At 43.6% G+C, this 19295-nt stretch carries 16 protein-coding genes; 7 read left to right on the forward strand and 9 right to left on the reverse strand.

Translation table 11 applies throughout. The features are described 5' to 3' along the window. Positions 1-4 precede the first annotated feature (4 nt). The 3 genes from OU683_RS02420 to OU683_RS02430 all read right to left on the reverse strand — a co-directional run bounded on the left by OU683_RS02420 (position 5) and on the right by OU683_RS02430 (position 2500). On the reverse strand, positions 5-628 hold the full coding sequence (locus OU683_RS02420) for a bifunctional nuclease family protein (protein WP_268134786.1): 624 nt from the start codon (positions 626-628) through the stop codon (positions 5-7). An 83-nt stretch (positions 629-711) separates the two neighbouring features. Next, positions 712-1680, reverse strand: coding sequence for an electron transfer flavoprotein subunit alpha/FixB family protein (locus OU683_RS02425; RefSeq protein WP_268134788.1), 969 nt, complete (start codon positions 1678-1680; stop codon positions 712-714). A gap of 73 nt (positions 1681-1753) precedes the next feature. Continuing rightward, positions 1754-2500: an electron transfer flavoprotein subunit beta/FixA family protein gene (locus tag OU683_RS02430; RefSeq protein ID WP_228914348.1), complete on the reverse strand. Its 747-nt coding sequence runs from the start codon at positions 2498-2500 to the stop codon at positions 1754-1756. A 165-nt stretch (positions 2501-2665) separates the two neighbouring features. Here OU683_RS02430 and OU683_RS02435 point away from each other — a divergent pair, with 165 nt between their 5' ends. The 4 genes from OU683_RS02435 to OU683_RS02450 all read left to right on the forward strand — a co-directional run bounded on the left by OU683_RS02435 (position 2666) and on the right by OU683_RS02450 (position 8427). Continuing rightward, on the forward strand, positions 2666-3646 hold the full coding sequence (locus tag OU683_RS02435; RefSeq protein ID WP_228914349.1) for a pyruvate dehydrogenase complex E1 component subunit beta: 981 nt from the start codon (positions 2666-2668) through the stop codon (positions 3644-3646). A gap of 455 nt (positions 3647-4101) precedes the next feature. Further along, entirely contained in the window at positions 4102-4617 is a 516-nt protein-coding gene (locus OU683_RS02440) for an inorganic diphosphatase (RefSeq protein WP_228914350.1), read from the forward strand. 292 nt (positions 4618-4909) lie between these two features. Then, positions 4910-7282, forward strand: a complete 2373-nt coding sequence (locus tag OU683_RS02445; protein WP_268134792.1) for a sodium-translocating pyrophosphatase — start codon at positions 4910-4912, stop codon at positions 7280-7282. Positions 7283-7395: 113 nt separating this feature from the next. Continuing rightward, on the forward strand, positions 7396-8427 hold the full coding sequence (locus OU683_RS02450; RefSeq protein WP_268134794.1) for an App1 family protein phosphatidate phosphatase: 1032 nt from the start codon (positions 7396-7398) through the stop codon (positions 8425-8427). A 300-nt stretch (positions 8428-8727) separates the two neighbouring features. Here the strand turns inward: OU683_RS02450 and OU683_RS02455 are convergent, their stop codons facing one another. The 5 genes from OU683_RS02455 to OU683_RS02475 form a co-directional block, all read right to left on the reverse strand. Further along, a complete protein-coding gene (locus OU683_RS02455; RefSeq protein ID WP_268134796.1) occupies positions 8728-9432 on the reverse strand; it encodes a protein-L-isoaspartate(D-aspartate) O-methyltransferase in 705 nt (234 codons plus the stop codon). A 186-nt stretch (positions 9433-9618) separates the two neighbouring features. Continuing rightward, a complete protein-coding gene (locus OU683_RS02460) occupies positions 9619-10272 on the reverse strand; it encodes a sterol desaturase family protein (RefSeq protein ID WP_268134798.1) in 654 nt (217 codons plus the stop codon). A 205-nt stretch (positions 10273-10477) separates the two neighbouring features. After that, positions 10478-11095 carry a deoxynucleoside kinase gene (locus OU683_RS02465; RefSeq protein WP_228914354.1) on the reverse strand — a complete coding sequence of 206 codons (618 nt, stop codon included), beginning with the start codon at positions 11093-11095 and terminating at the stop codon, positions 10478-10480. A 232-nt stretch (positions 11096-11327) separates the two neighbouring features. Continuing rightward, complete coding sequence (locus OU683_RS02470) at positions 11328-11696, reverse strand: DUF6122 family protein (protein ID WP_268134801.1); 369 nt, start codon at positions 11694-11696, stop codon at positions 11328-11330. A gap of 122 nt (positions 11697-11818) precedes the next feature. Beyond that, positions 11819-12736, reverse strand: coding sequence for an AraC family transcriptional regulator (locus tag OU683_RS02475; RefSeq protein ID WP_268134803.1), 918 nt, complete (start codon positions 12734-12736; stop codon positions 11819-11821). A gap of 115 nt (positions 12737-12851) precedes the next feature. Between OU683_RS02475 and OU683_RS02480 the strand changes: the two genes are divergently transcribed. Together OU683_RS02480 and OU683_RS02485 are read left to right on the forward strand one after the other, a co-directional pair. Next, entirely contained in the window at positions 12852-14351 is a 1500-nt protein-coding gene (locus OU683_RS02480) for an aldehyde dehydrogenase family protein (protein ID WP_268134805.1), read from the forward strand. Positions 14352-14360: 9 nt separating this feature from the next. Beyond that, a complete protein-coding gene (locus OU683_RS02485; protein WP_268134807.1) occupies positions 14361-14726 on the forward strand; it encodes a DUF779 domain-containing protein in 366 nt (121 codons plus the stop codon). A gap of 402 nt (positions 14727-15128) precedes the next feature. Here the strand turns inward: OU683_RS02485 and OU683_RS02490 are convergent, their stop codons facing one another. After that, positions 15129-18410: an amidohydrolase family protein gene (locus OU683_RS02490; protein ID WP_268134809.1), complete on the reverse strand. Its 3282-nt coding sequence runs from the start codon at positions 18408-18410 to the stop codon at positions 15129-15131. 202 nt (positions 18411-18612) lie between these two features. On the opposite strand from OU683_RS02490, the gene OU683_RS02495 reads away from it, so the two are divergent. Continuing rightward, entirely contained in the window at positions 18613-19173 is a 561-nt protein-coding gene (locus OU683_RS02495; protein WP_268134811.1) for a hypothetical protein, read from the forward strand. Positions 19174-19295: the final 122 nt, after the last annotated feature.

Below are 19295 nucleotides of genomic sequence, written 5' to 3' on the forward strand. Positions count from 1 at the left end.
GGAGTTATTTTCGCTTGGAGATCTCATCTCGTATGCGGGCCGCTTTTTCATAATCTTCGTTTTTTACGGCCTGATCTAACATGTTATTCAGTTCGTTAAGAGAAAGTTTTTTATAATTCTGTTGGTCAGGTTTTATCTCCACTTCTTTAGAAAATAGTTCATCTACGATGATATTTTCTTTCTTCTGTTCTTCTTCTGCCTCTTTGCTGGCATCTCCTTTTAGGTAAATACCGGCCTTGTCTAAAATGTTTTTATAGGTAAAAATGGGTGCCTGGAACCTCAGGGCAAGAGCAATGGCATCACTAGTCCTGGCATCTATGATCTCTTCTATCTTATCGCGCTCACAAATTAGACTGGAGTAGAAAACTCCATCTACCAGCTTGTGAATGATCACCTGTTTTACCACGATCTCAAATCTGTCGGCAAAATTCTTAAAAAGGTCATGGGTAAGCGGGCGGGGAGGTTTGATCTCTTTTTCGAGAGCAATAGCAATAGATTGGGCTTCAAAGGCTCCAATGACTATGGGTAATTTTCGTTCTCCTTCTACCTCGCTCAGGATTAGGGCATAAGCCCCGTTCTGTGTCTGGCTGTAAGAAATTCCTTTTATATTAAGGCGCACTAAGCTCATACTTCAAAAATACAAAAAAAGCTGTCTAAACGGGCAAAAAACCTAATTTAGACAGCCCTCTTAAAGGCTCGCAAGTTAAAAAATTATGAGTTACCAGCCTTAAATTCCTTTAATTTTTCGGTAAGCTTTGGTACAATTTCAAAGGCATCTCCCACCACCCCGTAATCGGCTGCTTTGAAAAAAGGAGCTTCGGGGTCATTATTGATCACCACCTTTGTTTTTGAAGCGCTTACCCCGGCAAGATGCTGTATTGCACCCGAGATTCCCACTGCTATATAGAGATTTGCGGCAACGGGCTTTCCTGTTTGACCTACGTGCTCACTGTGTGGTCTCCAGCCCATGTCGCTTACTGGTTTGGAACATGCTGTTGCTGCCCCAAGAGTATCTGCAAGTTCTTCGAGCATTCCCCAGTTTTCCGGTCCTTTCATTCCTCTTCCGCCAGAAACTACGATCTCGGCATCGGCAATGGTCACCTTATCGGCTGCCTTGTCCACAGAAACTACGTTTACTGAGAAATCTCCTTCAGCAAGAGAAGGGGAGAAATCTTCCTCTTTAGTCTCTGTTGCGTTTTCTTTAAGACCAAAGGCATTTTTGGAAAGGCCTATGATCTTCACATCTGTAGAAAGTTCTGTAAAGTTAAAAGCCTTATTGGTGAAAGCTGTTCTTTTTACCTGAAGGGGCTCGGTACCTTCGGGCAGGGCAACCACATTGGAGGCGTAACCTGCATCCAGTTGTACCGCCAATAGCGGAGCTAAATATTTTGCATTAGCACTCTGGCTAAGGACAATTACTTTTGCTCCTTCTTTTTCGGCTGCCTGTTTAATGGCATCGGCATAAGCTTTGGCATTGAATTTTTGAAGTTTATCATCATTTATCTTAAGTACCTTGCTTACTCCGTATTGGCCAAGGTCCCCTGCGCCCTGTGCGTTAAAGGAAACGGCAGTGACATCTGTTCCCAACATGTCGGCAACACCTTTTGCATAAGAGGCCACTTCGAATGCGGTCTTTTTAAATTTTCCTTCTTCTGATTCTGTATATACTAAAACTGACATATCTTTTTATGGTATATTTTTTATTGAAAATTGAATACTTAAAAATGGAGTCTGGATTCCAGACTCTTCATCTTTAAATCACCTTCGCCTCATTGTGAAGCAAATTCACCAACTCATCCAGGTTATCGGGATCGATAAGTTTAATATCTCCTTTTGGCTGTGGCTTTTCAAATTTCACAGCTTCAGAATGTGTTCCTGCTTCCACCGGTTCCACTACATTAAGTGGCTTCTTACGGGCCTGCATTATTCCCCGCATATTAGGAATACGAAGATCACTCTCCTGTACAATTCCTTTTTGTGTTCCTATAACTAAAGGAAGGCTTGTCTTAAGCGTTTCTTTTCCTCCATCGATTTCGCGAATTGCCGTGGCTTCATTTCCTTCCACTTCCAATCCAATACAGGTATTTATGAAATTAGCTCCAATTAGTCCTGCAACCATTCCGGGAACCATCCCGCCGTTATAGTCAATAGATTCACGGCCGGCAATAATAAGGTCATAACCCCCGTCCTGTGCTACTTTGGCAATTTGTTTTGCAACATATACCCCATCTGTAGCCGGTGTATTTACCCGTATAGCGCTATCGGCTCCAATAGCCAGAGCTTTTCTTAAGGTAGGCTCGGTCTCTGTACCACCTACATTTACCACATCTACTGTTGCGCCTTGTTTTTCTTTGAACCACATGGCCCTGGTAAGACCAAATTCGTCATTTGGATTTATCACGAACTGTACCCCGGCAGTGTCGAATTTTGTGTCACCTTCAGAAAAATTAATCTTGGAGGTAGTATCAGGAACGTGACTAATACACACTAATATTTTCATATATCTCAGTATTTTTTAAATAAAATTTATAATTGGTTTACGAAGATACATAAAAACTGAGGAAAAATACTGTGCGTGCATAAGAAATTTTTGTTCTGAAGTAGGCGATAATCCTTATTTGAATTACTATTTTTGTGGTTCGAAATTTTTAATCAAATACGTGTAATGAAGACAATCCAGTTCAGGGAAGCAATAGCCCAGGCCATGAGTGAAGAGATGCGCAGGGATGAAACTGTGTACCTTATGGGGGAAGAGGTTGCTGAATATAACGGAGCTTATAAGGCATCAAAAGGGATGCTGGATGAATTTGGTCCCGATCGTGTGATCGATACACCCATTTCAGAATTAGGTTTTTCAGGAATTGGGGTTGGTAGCGCCATGAACGGCAACCGCCCTATCATAGAATTCATGACCTTTAACTTTTCCCTGGTGGGAATTGACCAGATCATAAATAATGCTGCCAAGATGCGCCAAATGAGCGGCGGGCAATTTAATATTCCTATTGTATTTCGTGGTCCAACAGCATCTGCGGGACAATTGGGTGCTACCCACTCCCAGGCTTTTGAAAGCTGGTATGCAAATACTCCGGGACTTAAAGTTATTGTTCCTTCTAATCCTTATGACGCAAAAGGGCTTTTAAAAGCTGCTATTCGCGATGATGACCCTGTGATCTTCATGGAGTCTGAACAAATGTACGGCGACAAAGGTGAAGTGCCCGAAGAAGAATATGTTTTGCCAATTGGTAAAGCCGATATTAAAAGAGAAGGTAGCGATGTTACTATTGTTTCTTTTGGTAAGATCATCAAGATATGTTACAAGGCTGCTGAAGAATTGGAAAAAGAAGGTATCTCCTGTGAGATCATCGATCTGCGTACTATTCGCCCGATGGATCACGAGGCTATCCTGGAATCTGTGAAAAAGACCAACAGGTTAGTGATCGTGGAAGAGGCATGGCCTTTTGGAAATATTGCTACAGAGATCACTTACCAGGTGCAGTCACAGGCTTTCGATTTCCTTGACGCTCCTATTGTAAAGATAAATACTGCCGATACCCCGGCGCCATATTCTCCTGTATTGCTGGAAGAGTGGTTGCCAAATCACAACGACGTGATCAAAGCGGTGAAGAAAGTAATGTATAAGGAATAAAACCTTTCAAAAATAACATTTTCAAGCCTCCTTTTTGGGAGGCTTTTTTGTTTACAACCCCAATTACCAATCATCAAATTCCAGCCACCAAGCACCAAGCACCAAACACCAGGCACCAAACACCAGGCACCAAACACCGAACTCCAAGCACCGAACTCCAAATCTTTAAATCTGCAAATTGGAATTTGCAACTTGCAACTTGCAACTTGGAATTTGGAATTTGGAATTTGGAATTTGGAATTTGGAATTTGGAATTTGAAATTTGGAATTTGAAATTTGGAATTTGGAATTTGGGATTTGGGATTTGGGATTTGGAATTTGCCTTTGCCATTTGTGAAAAAAAACCTAAACTTTATTTTAAGGAGCAACTTCTCAATAAGATATACCTATTTAAAACGGAAGGAAGTATTATATTTGCCGCCCCTAAGAGAAAAAAAGAAATTAAAAATAATATAATGAGTAAAACATTTGACGTTCTTATCGAAATCCCAAAAGGGAGCCGTAATAAATATGAGTATGACTTTGATCTAAAGAAAGTGCGCTATGACAGGATGATCTTTTCTTCCATGATGTATCCTGCAGATTATGGTTTCATTCCCGAAACCCTGGCTTTAGACAGTGACCCCTTGGACGTACTTGTATTGGTGACCGAACCTACTTTCCCGGGTTGTGTGATGGAGGTAAAGCCTATTGGTGTTTTCCACATGGCCGATGAAAAGGGACCTGATGAGAAAGTGATCTGTGTACCTATTTCCGATCCTATCTGGAACAGGCTTAATGACCTTAGCGACGTAAATGGTCACCTTATCAAGGAAATAGAGCATTTTTTCAAGGTGTACAAAGATCTTGAGCAAAAGAAGGTTGATGTTGAAGGTTGGGGAGACGTTAAGGAGGCAAATGCTATTATCGAGGATTGTATTAAACGATATAAAGACAGCAACGGGGAAAAAGGAAATTTTTCGATCCTTTAATCTTCCTACGCTTACCATATTAAGAAGGCAGCTATTGAAAAATAGCTGCTTTTTTATTTTAAGATATTCCTAAGGTTTAATTTCCTTTCAATTTGCATTCGTTAAAAAACCAATTAAAAAATGGCATTATCATAAAATTATTCTCTAAAATATATTTTTAACGCCTTAGGGCTACCTATGACTGAGAATATCTGAACTTTTTTGCCTGTTACTGACAAACATCATATTTAGGATGCTATATTTTCCCCTCTTTTGCTAACTTTAGCACCGTAAATAAATTTAACAAAAAATTATGGAATCATTGATGATCTGGTTGCCGGCTATCCTGGCAATCATAGGGCTCATTTTTATGTGGGCAAAACGCTCCTGGGTTTTGAAACAGGATGCGGGAGATGGAAAGATGAAGGATATTTCCTCTCACATTTACGAAGGAGCACTGGCTTTCCTTAATGCCGAGTATAAGATCCTTACCATTTTTGTCATCGTCGCAAGTATTTTACTGGCAGGAATTTCATTTATTGTTCCTACCACCCATATTCTAATTGTTGTAGCCTTCATATTTGGGGCTATTTTTTCGGCTTTCGCCGGAAATATAGGGATGCGTATCGCAACCCAGTCTAACGTTCGTACAACCCAGGCCGCAAGGACAAGTTTGCCACAGGCATTAAAAGTGTCATTTGGAGGTGGAACAGTTATGGGACTTGGTGTGGCCGGTCTTGCCGTTCTTGGCTTAACGACCTTCTTTATCATTTTCTATCATGTCTTTATGGGCGGGGAATGGACAGACGTTCACCAAATGACCATTGTACTGGAAACTCTTGCAGGATTCTCTCTGGGAGCCGAATCTATTGCGCTATTCGCCCGTGTGGGTGGTGGTATTTATACCAAAGCGGCCGATGTTGGTGCCGACCTTGTTGGAAAAGTGGAAGCCGGTATTCCAGAAGATGACCCTCGTAACCCTGCTACCATTGCCGATAACGTTGGGGACAACGTAGGTGATGTTGCCGGGATGGGTGCCGACCTCTTCGGAAGTTATGTAGCTACCGTATTAGCGGCTATGGTTCTTGGTAATTATGTGATCAAAGACATGGGCGGTGATATTATTTCTGAAGGTTTTGGAGGGATTGGACCCATTCTTTTACCAATGGCGATCGCCGGCTTCGGGATCATTTTCTCTATCGTGGGAACGCTTTTGGTGAAGATTAGCAGTAGTACTGCTAAAGAAGCTGAGGTACAGTCAGCACTTAACAGAGGGAACTGGGTGTCCATCATCCTGGTTGCCATCTCATCTTTCTTCCTTGTGACCTGGATGTTGCCGGAAACCATGCAAATGGAATTCTTTGGCGAAGGCCCACAGTTGATTTCTTCAATGAGGGTTTTCTATGCCACTTTAGTGGGACTTGTGGTTGGAGGAGTAATTTCTGCTGTTACCGAATATTACACTGGGCTGGGTAATAAACCTGTACTTTCTATTGTTCAAAATTCCAGCACAGGTGCCGGGACCAACATAATTGCCGGTCTTGCTACCGGGATGATCTCTACTTTTTATTCTGTACTTCTTTTCGCTATAGCGATATGGGCATCTTATGCCTTTGCAGGTTTCTACGGAGTAGCGCTTGCGGCTTCGGCCATGATGGCGACCACGGCAATGCAGCTGGCTATTGATGCTTTTGGACCAATTGCCGATAACGCCGGAGGTATTGCCGAAATGAGCGAACTGCCTTCAGAAGTTAGAGAGAGAACAGATATTTTGGATTCAGTAGGAAATACAACTGCAGCGACAGGAAAAGGATTTGCCATCGCTTCGGCGGCACTTACCTCTCTTGCTCTTTTTGCAGCTTATGTCACTTTTACTGGAATTGACGGGATCAACATCTTTAAAGCTCCTGTGCTTGCCATGTTGTTTGTAGGAGGTATGATACCCGTAGTGTTCTCGGCTCTTGCAATGCAATCTGTTGGGAAAGCGGCAATGGAAATGGTAAACGAGGTACGTAGGCAGTTTCGTGAGATCCCCGGGATCATGGAAGGAACAGGCAAGCCACAATATGATAAATGTGTAGAGATCTCCACAAAAGCAGCCTTACGTGAAATGTTGTTGCCGGGTCTTCTAACCATTGGATTCCCTATCCTAATCGTACTTATACCAATGGCTCTTGGTTATGAAAATCCTCTTATCGCCGAAATGCTTGGAGGTTATATGGCCGGAGTTACCGTAAGTGGTGTGCTTTGGGCGATCTTCCAGAACAACGCTGGAGGTGCATGGGATAACGCCAAGAAATCTTTTGAAGCCGGGGTGATGATCAACGGCGAAATGACCTATAAAGGTTCTGAAGCTCATAAAGCTGCCGTAACCGGTGATACTGTGGGAGATCCTTTTAAAGATACATCGGGCCCATCAATGAACATTTTGATTAAGCTTACCTGTTTGATAGGCCTTGTTATCGCGCCTATTCTTGGAGAAGATATGGCTATGGCCAATACCCCCGAGGTAGATGAAGTCACTATCATTCACGAGCAGGAGGAGGCAGAAGTAGCACCTGTGGTACAATTCTCAACAGATAAAAATGAGGCTCTTGTTGCTGCGGGAAAAATTGCTGATGCGGTTATTGCTTCGGAAGCTGTACCGGCTGAAAAAGCTTCAGTAGTAACTCCTGAAAAAGAGTGATTCAGAAGGAAATTTCCTAAAAAATTTTTAAAATCCCCTGCAACCACAGGGGATTTTTGTTTTAAAATGTATCTTGAAAAAAGTGTCAAAAATGGCATTTTTAAAACCTGTTTATGAAGCTCCTTTCCAGGATTAAAAATCATCTTACCGCAAAACCTGAAGTAAAACTGGCCACCTACCGCAGTTATGGAACTTCCAGTCATCTTTATTTGTTGGGACGGGCTATAGATGATGATAACCTGAAGATGCATGAGGACCAATCATTTTTCAGGACACTTTCCAACACCTATAAGCAGTTCGACAGCTATGAGATCTCAAATGCCGAAATTGCCCTGGAACTTCCAAATGGTGTGGTGCTTACAACAAAAACCAATTCCAAAGGCTATTTCCTCTACGACAAGACCATTTCCCTAAACCTTAAGGAGTTTGCCGATGATGAAGGTTGGGTGAAGCTAAAAGCCTCTTTTGTAACTGAGGTGCATAACAGTATTATCACCAACAATAATCAATTTGAAGCCGAATTGCTTATCCCACCCATAAAGGCCAGCTACGGAGTCATTAGCGATATCGATGACACGATTTTGCATACAGGTGTTACTTCTTTTTTAAAGTGGAGGGTGATCAAAAATTCCCTTTTCAAAAATGCTCACAACAGGATCTCTTTAGAAGGTTCTCCTAAATTTTATCGGGATCTGCATGCCGGAAAGAAAGGAGATGAACAGAACCCCATAATCTATTTAAGCAATAGTCCATGGAATCTATACCAGTATCTCAGAATTTTTCTGGAGATCAATGATTTCCCTAAAGGACCTATTCTTTTGCGGGATTTTAGAACCCCTTTTGATAAAACCTTACGGCCCGAGAAGCCGCACAAGCAAAAGGAGATCGTGAATATCCTGAAGACTTATCCTCACCTTAAGTTCATTCTCATTGGTGATAGTGGAGAACACGATCCTGCTATATACACAGAAATCGCTGCCCAGTACCCCGACCGTATTCTTGCAATTTACCTGCGAAGTGTAAAACACCGCCAACAAATGAGACGGGTGAGAAGTATAGTGGATAACTTCGAGACTGTTCCGGTCCTAATGGTCGAAAATTCCCAACAAGCCCAGGAACATGCGCGGGAAATGGGGTTTATTTAGTTCCAGGTTTCAGGTTCAAGGTTCAAGGTTCAAGGTTCAAGGTTTCAGGTTTCAGGTTCCAGGTTCCAGGTTGCCGGTTGCCTGTTTCAAGTTGCCTCGTTCAAGTTACCGGTTGTCGGTTTCATGTTTCCTGTTCACGTTACCGGTGGCCTGTTGCCGTAGCTGTACATTATTGTAATGGAGGGAGACGCCCTCTAAATTCTTTTTTAAACAGGGATGCTCCAGATTAAATTTTGTTCTTATCTCATGTCTCATGTCTCATGTCTCCTGTCTCCTGTCTCATGTCTCACGTCTCACGTTTTAATTTTGTGATCGCCTTGTAAACGGCACAAACCTCACCGGCATCAAATTTTTGATCTTCAGCTTACCATCCTTTTGTTTTTCTACAAGTCTGAGTTCCTGCGAAGCCGACATTGGGCCCACCGGGATGACCATTTTGCCGCCCACCTTGAGCTGTTCTGCCAGTCGGGGAGGGATCTCTTCGGGAGCAGCGGTAACAATGATTGCATCATAGGGCGCGTGTTCTTCCCAGCCGTAAAAGCCGTCCCCCACGCGGAAGTGGATATTTTCATACCCCATCTGCGTCAGGTTCTTTTTAGCAGTTGCAGCCAGGGACTCTACCGTCTCAATGGTGTAAACTTCATCCACGATCTCGGCCAATACAGCCGCCTGGTATCCCGATCCCGTGCCTATCTCCAGAACTTTCATTCCGGGTTTTGGGTCGATCGCCTGAGTCATATAGGCAACAATAAATGGCTGAGAAATGGTTTGCCCTTTTCCAATGGGTAGAGGCCTGTCATCATAGGCATAGCTTTGCATGTTAGGGGGGACGAGTTTGTGTCGCTCCACAGTGCGCATGGCCTTTAAAACATTTTTATCATCTATTCCGCGGGAAGCAAGATGTTGCTTCACCATTCTCTCGCGCTGTTGCTGGTATCTGTCCTGGTCTGTGGAGGGTAGGAAAAAGAACAGAATAAATGTCAGGATAAAAATTGTCGTTTTCATGATCTTTCTTTTTTACATACTATAAGATAATGAAAATCAAGAAATAAGAGGGGATGCGTACAGTAATCTAACGTCGGGTCAGGCTAAACATATTTGAGTAGATCATCAGTTTTAGCCCAGATAAGAGAGGAATGTAAAGCCGAATCAATATGCAGCCTGCAACAAATCACCGAAGAACCATAAGAACTAATTGAGGCTCCCTTTTTGTCTTTCGACAGGAGTTTTACGCGGCATTGTTTCGAAGATATGGTCCCATAGTGGAGAGGAGACTCCAAAAGCGCGATCAGACTCCCGGTAGTGGTGAATAGCGTGATGGTGCCACAGGATCTTAAGGGAGTTGTTGGGCACTTTAAATGCGTGTACAGAGTAATGTATTGAGAGATATGCGGCGTATCCAACCAGGAAACCGGCAAGAAAACCAAAAACAAGATCTCCTAATAACGAACGGTATATTATAAAGAGGACACTGGCGATGAAAAGGCTCAAAACAGGTGGCATGGCTAATCTGGATTTATCTTTTGGGTAATCATGAGGCACTCCATGCATGGTGTAGGAGATCTTTTTTCTCCTTTCGGTAGTGGCAGGAATATGATAGAGGTAGCGATGCATCAAATACTCCACGAGCGTAAAAAAGAAAAGCCCGGCGAGGAATAGCAGGACCATTTCAAGTACTGCAAAACCTTTCTCGAAAATTCCGTAGTAGATAAGTACGGCGGCAATAGAAAAAAAGATAATCAGGGGTGCCGAGATGTGGGTATGAGTAAGTCTCTCTAAAACAGGATTTTTGAATAATCTTGGGGAACCCTTGTGTTGCGGTCTTTTCAGCTTTTGAGATTCCATAGCAGGATTTTAGGAGTTCAATCAATTGATCCTTACTAAGTTAGTTTACTTTGCTGCAAATATCAAGGGAATTCTTATCTGTTGTGAGACTTCATCCCACTGTAGGAATCATCCCGGTTAGGCTCATAAGTTTGCCACTCCGGGTGGGAAGCCTGGAAGGAATATCTTCTTAAAAATGTACTATCTAATATCTAAAATCTCATTTCTATTTAAAAAGTCCGTGGAGTTCGCCATCCACTCTGGTGATAATATTACCCAGGTCTTCTGGATTATCAACGAAGTTAATGTTATCCACATCAATGATGAGCAGGTTGCCTTTGTTGTAGTTGTGTACCCAGGCTTCGTAGCGCTCATTGAGCCGGCTTAGGTAATCGATAGAAATGGAATTTTCATATTCCCTGCCGCGTTTGTGGATCTGGGAAACGAGATTGGGAATACTGCTGCGCAGGTAGATCAAAAGATCTGGTCCCTGTACCACACTTTCCATAAGGTCAAAAAGAGATTTATAATTCTCGTAATCCCTGTTGGTCATAAGACCCATTGCATGCAGGTTGGGTGCGAAAATATGAGCATCTTCATAAATAGTACGGTCCTGGATGATCGCTTTTCCGCTTTCCCTAAGCTCAAGGATCTGGCGGAACCGGCTGTTCAAAAAGTAGATCTGCAGGTTAAATGACCAGCGTTCCATTTTGTTGTAGAAATCTTCCAGATATGGGTTTTCCAGGACATCTTCATATTGAGCTTCCCAGTTAAAATGTTTTGCTAGTAATTTGGTAAGGGTGGTTTTTCCCGCCCCTATGTTTCCCGCAATGGCTACGTGCATGTTCAGAGATTTTTGGCTGTTGATCTGGGAGCAGTGAAAACTCCGCCGGTAAATATAATGGAATTAGATTTTTTATTAAAAGTAAAATTGAAATTGGTTTTTAGTTAAGGAGGAATTGGGGATTGGTTAATTGGGGATTGGTTAATTGGGGATTGGTTAATTGGGGAATGGTTAGAGACGCTATCAAAGTCTATAGTCCAGACTCTAGTCTCTGGACTCGAGGCTCTGGTTTTCAAAATATATTTTTAAACACCTCCCCTACAGAACACTCCTCACACTTCCCATACATCCAGAGGCAGTCAATAAAATCGGTGATCATGTGAAAAGCAAGTCCTATCATCACCAGTTTAAGGATCCTGTGTTTAATAAAAATTGCTCCCAGGAAGTAAAACGGAATAATATATTCAGAATGCAGGGGATGGTATCCAATCCCGCAACGTCCCGGCATAAAAATGGGATCTGCAAAAACATGATCCAGGTCCACCAGCATTGTTGCCAGGAGGATCAGGTAATATTTTTTCCAGTTTTTAGGGTCGTACCAATAGGCAATGGCACCAATAAAGATGAAGTGGAGAAAATAGTGTACCAGCGTTTGTAGCATTATGAAGAATTCTTTGTACCAGGTTTTGGCTTCGAATTTTGGTGCAAAGTTACACTTAATTGTTTTTAGTGAACGATTGTCGGAAACAGCTGTTTGCGGCGGTGAGGAAAGAAGCGCCGGGATTATTCCATAAAGTTTCGGGATTCTTTCCTGAAGGTATTCGGGGTGGTGTTTTCTATACGCTTGAACAGGCGGGTGAAATAGCTAGGGTTGTTGAAGCCCGATTGGAATGCAACTTCTGCAAGGCTCATCCTGGAGTTTTTTATTAGATCTTTCGCCAGTTTTATTCGTTGTCCATTGAGAAAATCCACGGGGCTCACTCCAAAAGTATTCTTGAAGGTCCTGTAAAAATGGGAACTGCTCATGCAGGCGATATTTGCTAGTTTATCTACGGTAATATTGTCCCTAAGATTTTCCTTCATGTATTTTACAATATAGGCCATCCGGTTGTTCTCAAAAAGAGCGGGGTCATTTATAAAAACACTTTTGGCACGTGATTGCAGGAGCCTAAGGATTAACTCCTGCAGCATAAGATCCAGTAAAGCATCTTTTGCTACATTGTCACTTAAAAAAGTATGGAAAATTCGCTCCAGGACAACTTGTACTTCTTCATTGTTCTCTAAGTGAATAGAGGTTTCATCTAAACTGTGTTGATCATTCTCATAATCGATCCTGGTTTTGGTGTTGAAGAATTCTACAGTCTCCTTTATCTTATCCGGATGTATCCCAAGAGCAAGGCAGCTGGTAGGGCTCCCGGCAGTTGCTACAGGAAAATCTATGATCATTTTTTCATTGGAGGGTAGCACTACAGATTCTCCCGGAAAAAAATCAAAGGCCTTTCTTCCCTCCAGGTGCATCACCTTTTTACCTGTGAGCATGCTGGCAATAACAGGAAAGCCGAATTGAAGAGAAACCTTTTCTATCACCTGTCTCGTTTCAAAAACATTTAGCTCGGCGAAATCGCCGCTATAAATGGTCCTGTTTTCCACGGCTGTGGTCAATTTTCGGGTGTTTTGATATTTTATCAGGTTGTCATTCAATTCAGTCAGTTTTTATCAATGTGATAGTATTGTGATAGTTTAAAATAGATATGTTCATTTTATAAACACTTTAAATATAGATATTTAAAAATATAAAATAGAAAAAATATCAGATATGAGTTATTCCAAACCAAAATTTAAGGACGAGTACCACAACTTTATCAACGGTAAATTTGAAGCTCCTGTTGATGGGCAATTTTTTGAAAATCCATCCCCTATTGACAATAAAATTCTGGCGGAGTATCCTCGTTCCAATGAAAAGGATTTAAAACTGGCACTTGATGCGGCACATGCTGCAAAAGATGCCTGGGGTAAAACCTCTGTGGCAGAAAGGTCTGCTCTCCTCAACAAAATCGCCGATGTAATCCAGGAGAATCTGGAGGAATTTGCTCAAATGGATACTGCCGACAACGGGAAGTCCATTCGCGAAACAATCAATGCAGACATTCCTTTAGCCATAGATCATTTCAGGTATTTTGCTTCAGTAATAAGGGCAGAAGAAGGCACGGCTACAGAGTTAAATGAACATACGCTTTCCCTCATCATTCGGGAGCCGCTAGGAGTTGTGGCGCAGATCATTCCGTGGAATTTTCCAATGTTAATGCTTGCGTGGAAGGTGGCAGGTGCATTGGCAGCCGGGAACTGTGTAATATTAAAACCTGCAGAGCAAACTCCGGCATCGGCCACTCTCTTTGCTGAAAAAACAGCAGATATCCTTCCTCCGGGGGTTCTGAATGTTTTACATGGCTTTGGACCCGAAATAGGTAAGCCTCTGGCTTCGAGTCCGCGGGTAGATAAGGTGGCCTTCACCGGGGAAACCACAACGGGACAACTTATCATGCAATATGCCTCCAAGAACCTGAACCCGGTCACCATGGAACTGGGAGGAAAATCCCCGAACATCTTTTTCAGTTCGGTGATGGACCATGACGATGAGTTTCTTGATAAATGTATAGAAGGTGCAGTGCTGTTTGCTTTTAATCAGGGGGAGGTATGTACGGCTCCTTCCAGGCTGTTGATCCAGGAAGATATTTATGATGCCTTTATTAAGAAGGTGATAGATAGGGTGAATGCCATAAAAATGGGGAATCCTTTTGATGAGAACACCATGATGGGGGCGCAGGCTTCAAATGACCAGTATGAAAAGATCCTGTCTTATATTCAGATTGGAAAAGATGAAGGCGCCGAAGTATTGGCAGGGGGAGAAGCAGCTAAGTTGGACGGAGATCTCGCAGACGGATTCTATATCAAACCCACGCTTTTAAAAGGGCATAATAAGATGAGGGTTTTCCAGGAAGAGATATTCGGTCCTGTGGTGGCTGTATGTACTTTTAAGGATGAAGCCGATGCCATTGAAATTGCCAATGACACCATGTATGGACTGGGCGCGGGCGTATGGACGCGGGATGCCCACCAGCTCTACCAGGTGCCGAGAGCTATTAAAGCCGGACGGGTATGGGTAAATTGTTATCACGATTATCCTGCACATGCGCCGTTTGGCGGTTACAAGAAATCGGGCTTTGGAAGGGAAAATCATTTAATGATGTTGAACCACTACAGGCAAACCAAGAATATGCTTATTTCCTATGACAAAAATAAGCTTGGGTTCTTTTAAAAATAAGTCATGGCAGACCATAAAAGAGTAGATATCACAAAAGAGGCAGTGCAGGTTGTGCAGCAACTAAGGGAACAGCATGGGGAATTGATCTTCCACCAAAGCGGCGGCTGTTGTGATGGTTCTTCTCCTATGTTGCTTCCAAAAGAGGATTTTTACCTGGATGATAATGATATCCTGCTGGGGGAGGTTGCCGAAATCCCATTTTACATGAGCCATGACCAGTTTGAGTACTGGAAGCACACCCATCTTACGGTGGATATTACCACCGGTAGAGGTTCAAGTTTTTCACTGGAGATCCCTCTCGGGAAAAGATTTTTGACAAAGTCGAGAATGCTTTCCGAAGAGGAAGCAAAATTCCTGAACCCCGGGTAGGAATAATTTTTTCTGCCGCCCATCAGGTTTCTTGTTGCTCCATTATTTCCCCGGGACTTTTCGTCCCGGGCTTTTTTTATTCATGTTGAAACCCTGGAATATCTGTCGCCCCTCCGGGGCTTTTTATTTATCTTCTTCTTCGTAGGGGTTCCCGCAGGGTAGGGTGGATGTATACCGGATTTCAAAAAGATCCTGAAACAAGTTCAGGATGACGGATAGGAAGAAATCTCTTTTTCCGAAGGAAAAAGAAAAAGCCGGAATCCAACGGATTCCGGCTTTTAAGGTTTAAAAAAGTCTAGTTTCTAGTTTCTTGTCTCTTATTTCTTGCGTCTTAAAAGATCATCAGTAACTCTCACATCTCACAGCGCAGCGATCTAAGATCCAACAGCGCCAGCGGTCTAATTAGTGAGCCATACACCCATGCCCCGTGCTCTCCTCATGCCATCCAAAAGAAGGATTGTAGCGGTTGTTCTCCCAGTAAAATGGTAACCTTTCCTTTGGCTCGTTTCCAATCTCGTTCATGGTTTCAGCGTCATAGAGCCTTCCGTTAACCATGGTGTAGATGATGCTGTTGGTATTCTTAATATCCTCCAGCGGATTCTCTTCCATCACAATAAGATCGGCCAGTTTTCCTTCTTCAAGGGAACCTATCTCGCTGCCCAGTCCTATGTATTCTGCAGAGTTGATGGTAGCAGTCTTTAGGGCTTCCATGTTGCTCATGCCACCCATCTGTATCAACCAAAGCTCCCAGTGTGCTCCAAGCCCCTGAAGTTGTCCATGGGCACCCATATTCACTTTCACGCCTTCGTCAGAAAGTTGTTTGGCAGTTTCTGAAACCAAAATAGGCCCCTGCTCATATTCTTCTTCCGGCAAAGTCGTGCGGTGCCTTGAGCGGGAATCGATGACCGACCGCGGAGTGAAATTCAGCAGTTTTTCATTTTCCCAAACATTGGTCTTGTCATAGAAATAATACTCCCCGTTGATTCCGCCGTAGTTGACGATGAGCGTGGGAGTGTAGCCGGTGTTGCTGTTGCCCCAAAGGGTAAGCACATCTTTATAAATCGGCGCCACAGGAATGTTGTGCTCAATCCCGGTATGCCCGTCCACGATCATGTTCATGTTGTGCAAAAAGGTACTTCCACCTTCGGGCACCACGTTCATATCGAGTTCTTTTGCTGCCTGCATCACCTGTTGGCGTTGCTCACGGCGCGGCTGATTGTAACTTTTTACCGAAGTCGCCCCAAAAGCCTTGGTCCTTCTCAAAGCCGAACGTGCATCTTCAAGGCTGTTGATCTCTGCTTTAAAATCCCCTTCGGCCCCGTACAGGATGATCCCGGTGGAGTAGAGTCGTGGGCCAACCATTTCGCCGCTCTTGATCAATTCGGCCATTCCAAAGACGGTTTCACTTAAAGCCGAAGGATCATGTGCAGTAGTCACTCCGTAAGCAAGGTTGGCAAATGCCGGCCAGTGCTGCTGCGGAGTCAATCCATATCTAAAGGCTCCAATGTGAGCATGTGCATCCACCATTCCGGGCATGATCGTTTTTCCTGTCACATCATAAACTTTTGCATTTTTCGGAACATTCACTTCAGCAGCTGTTCCTATCTGCACGATCTTGTTACCTTCGATCACAATACTTCCGTTCTCGATCACCTTATCGCCGTCCATGGTAATGATTCGCGCATTGGTGAAAGCGATCTGTCCCTTTGGAACATCTGTCTTCACCTGCAGCCCGATCTTTGTTCCCTCCTCGGTGATTGGCGGAATGGAATCCACAGAATTCTCTAAAAAGGTGAAACGCTGAGTGATCTTATTGGTAAAGTATTCATCTCCCAATGTCCAGTGTACATTCTGGCTGTCATTCGACCAGTGCAGGTTGATCCCCGCGTCTTTGGCCAGCTGACTCACCGGGAGGGTTTTGCTGTCTGGCCCTATTTCCACAGCTTTTCCGGTCATAACAAGCGGAGCAACGTAAGCTTTGTGCAGGTTGCTAAAGGCTACCCATTTATTGTCGGGACTTGGGACAAGGCGTCCGCCGTATTTGGATTCGATGTGGGTGCGCTCGTCTTTTCCATTGAGGTCAATGCTCTTCAGGGATTTTGTTAAGTTTCCGAATAAATACCCGCCTGTTTGGAACAGAATGCGGTCATCATTGGTGTTGAACATGGCAAACTCGCCTTCATCGTGGATCTTTTTCATATTTTCTCCAGAAGCCTTCATCAGGTAAATTCCGGGGTTCTTGGTGAAGGTCCTTCCCAGGTCAGAGTTTCCGCCTTCCTTGTTGAAGACGATCATGCTGCCGTCGCTTGAAAATGAAGGGTTCCTGAAAATGCCTTTTTCGGCAGTCAGTTTTTTGGCATTTCTTCCGTTAAGGCCAATAGTTCTTACTGCGCCCATATTGTTATCGCTCCAGGTCACATATACGATGCTCTTTCCGTCGGGAGAAAAGCTGGGTTCAAATTCGAATTCTTCAGCATCGGTGATGCGCTGCGGAGTTCCGTTAGGAAGGTTTTTCTTCCACAGGTAACCCACGGCATTAAAGACCAAAGTTTTTCCGTCGGGGGATGTCACCGCATGACGGATCACTTTGGGATTAAATTCTTCTGTATGCACCTGGTGATCGGTGTGGTGGCTTTCGGCTATTTTGATGGTGGTGTCTACGTTGAAAGGTATGTCTGAAACATTGGTGTTATCAATGTTTACTTTTTTGATCTTTCCTTCGGCCCACATCACAATGTCTTTGTTGTTCGGCATCCAGCTGAAACCGGGATATACCCCGAAGATCGCCCATGCCTCCTGCTGGTCTTTACTCAGCTGGTCGTATACCGGCCATTCCTCCCCCGTTTCCAGGTCGTGGATGAACAGTACAGATTTCGTGCGCACTCTCTTTACAAAAGCAAGTTTTTTTCCGTCGGGAGAAACCTGCGGTCTTGCAGCACCACCGGGACCTCCGGTTACCCGGTCGATCTCTCCGGTTTTAAAGTCGTAGCGATTGATCACATAGATCTGCTTGTTTGGATCTTTGTTGTATTGAAAAGCTCCTCCGGGATACTCATCCTGGCTGTAGTAAAGATAACGGCCATCGGAGGAAATACTCGGCTCGTTCATATCCTGCTGCTCGTTCTTTTTTTCCACGAGCTGTATCCCTGCTTTTCCTGCACCCAGATGGTACATCCACATTTCGCCGGCACCAAGGGAGCGGCCGGAGGTAAAGTGCTTACGGGCCACTATGGCGTTGCCGTCTGGCATCCACTCGGCGTTGTTGAGCAGCCTGAAGTTTTCATGAGTTAGTTGTTTGACATTCTTACCGTTTGCATCCATGATCCAGATGTTATCCCCGCCACCGGCGTCGCTGGTATAGGAGATGCTTTTTCCATCTGGACTAAACCGTGGCTGCACATCATAGGCCATCCCGCTGGTAAGGGCGGTAGCCTTTCCGCCGCTTATGGGCATGATATACAGATCCCCTAAAAGGTCAAAAACGATCTGCTTTCCATCGGGGCTTACATCGAGGTTCATCCAGGTTCCCTCATCGGTATTGAGAGGCACTTCCTTGATGTTCCAGTCATCTGTATAGGGATCGTTCACATCCCATTTTTTTTCATCTTTCTTTTCTTCTTCCTGCGCAAATACTACGGAGGTTGACATTAGCAGTAGCAATGCCAGTAGCGATCTTTGGATCATATATAAAGTTTGAGAATTTTAAGAGGGCTAAATATATGGAATGTTTTTATGTTTTTTGGGGATGCCAGGAGGTAAGCCGCTCCCTTTAAGTTGCTAGTTTTGGCAAACCTGAGTTGTCTCGACAACAATTTTCGTTAGGGAGTCAGGGAATTTGTTAACGGAAACTTGAGAATAGAAGCTTTCTGCTATATTTATCACCTGAATGAAAAAAGTACTTTTTACAATCCTCACGATTTTTGCTGTAACCCGGGCACAGGCTCAATATTGGGAAGAAGTCATTGATGTTTCTGTAGGTTATGGAATAAGTGTACCTTATGATGAGGTGGGGTATTTTGGTGCAGGTGTTTATGCACAGGGAGAGTATTTATTTGGAGTGAACGAGTGGATCGATTTGAGAGCATATGCCGGTTACACGCTCGCCGAAATGAAGGGAGATCTTTCCGGGTCTAATGCCGGGCGGACTAAATCGACTGCAAGCGCCGTTCTCTTTGGAGGAAAAGCGCGCGTGAGGTACCCGTTTGAATGGGTGGCGCCTTTTGCTGAATTAGGATTAGGTGGGTCACTTGGATCTTTTCAAACTGTCACCCCCAATATCAATAATGATAAAAAAGGACTTTTTGCACACATTCCTTTCTCTTTGGGTGTGGAACTGGGGCCGCGACATAATATGAGTGTTAAATTGACTTCTTATTTTCATACCGGTGTGAAACAGTTCACCGCAGCTGCTGCAATTGGGATAAGGATTCCTATTGGTTATTATTAGGATTTCTCACCGGAGACGAGCTGTATTACTATAAACACAATTTTAAAATTGCAAAGCATATAAATTTGCCGATCCCGCTATCAGTGAAAAATTCATTTGCAACTTAATAATTACCGTAACAG

Source organism: Salinimicrobium sp. TH3, assembly GCF_026676115.1.
Taxonomy (GTDB): domain Bacteria; phylum Bacteroidota; class Bacteroidia; order Flavobacteriales; family Flavobacteriaceae; genus Salinimicrobium.

What these genes read in the sequence shown, in the direction of transcription:
- OU683_RS02465 (WP_228914354.1), bottom strand. Translation starts at nt 11,095, where the DNA reads ATGCACGTAGCCATTGCGGGAAACATAGGGGCGGGAAAAACCACCCTT.
- OU683_RS02470 (WP_268134801.1), bottom strand. Translation starts at nt 11,696, where the DNA reads ATGCTACAAACGCTGGTACACTATTTTCTCCACTTCATCTTTATTGGT.
- OU683_RS02425 (WP_268134788.1), bottom strand. Translation starts at nt 1,680, where the DNA reads ATGTCAGTTTTAGTATATACAGAATCAGAAGAAGGAAAATTTAAAAAG.
- OU683_RS02455 (WP_268134796.1), bottom strand. Translation starts at nt 9,432, where the DNA reads ATGAAAACGACAATTTTTATCCTGACATTTATTCTGTTCTTTTTCCTA.
- OU683_RS02460 (WP_268134798.1), bottom strand. Translation starts at nt 10,272, where the DNA reads ATGGAATCTCAAAAGCTGAAAAGACCGCAACACAAGGGTTCCCCAAGA.
- OU683_RS02485 (WP_268134807.1), top strand. Translation starts at nt 14,361, where the DNA reads ATGGCAGACCATAAAAGAGTAGATATCACAAAAGAGGCAGTGCAGGTT.
- OU683_RS02480 (WP_268134805.1), top strand. Translation starts at nt 12,852, where the DNA reads ATGAGTTATTCCAAACCAAAATTTAAGGACGAGTACCACAACTTTATC.
- OU683_RS02440 (WP_228914350.1), top strand. Translation starts at nt 4,102, where the DNA reads ATGAGTAAAACATTTGACGTTCTTATCGAAATCCCAAAAGGGAGCCGT.
- OU683_RS02490 (WP_268134809.1), bottom strand. Translation starts at nt 18,410, where the DNA reads ATGATCCAAAGATCGCTACTGGCATTGCTACTGCTAATGTCAACCTCC.
- OU683_RS02435 (WP_228914349.1), top strand. Translation starts at nt 2,666, where the DNA reads ATGAAGACAATCCAGTTCAGGGAAGCAATAGCCCAGGCCATGAGTGAA.
- OU683_RS02495 (WP_268134811.1), top strand. Translation starts at nt 18,613, where the DNA reads ATGAAAAAAGTACTTTTTACAATCCTCACGATTTTTGCTGTAACCCGG.
- OU683_RS02420 (WP_268134786.1), bottom strand. Translation starts at nt 628, where the DNA reads ATGAGCTTAGTGCGCCTTAATATAAAAGGAATTTCTTACAGCCAGACA.
- OU683_RS02445 (WP_268134792.1), top strand. Translation starts at nt 4,910, where the DNA reads ATGGAATCATTGATGATCTGGTTGCCGGCTATCCTGGCAATCATAGGG.
- OU683_RS02450 (WP_268134794.1), top strand. Translation starts at nt 7,396, where the DNA reads ATGAAGCTCCTTTCCAGGATTAAAAATCATCTTACCGCAAAACCTGAA.
- OU683_RS02430 (WP_228914348.1), bottom strand. Translation starts at nt 2,500, where the DNA reads ATGAAAATATTAGTGTGTATTAGTCACGTTCCTGATACTACCTCCAAG.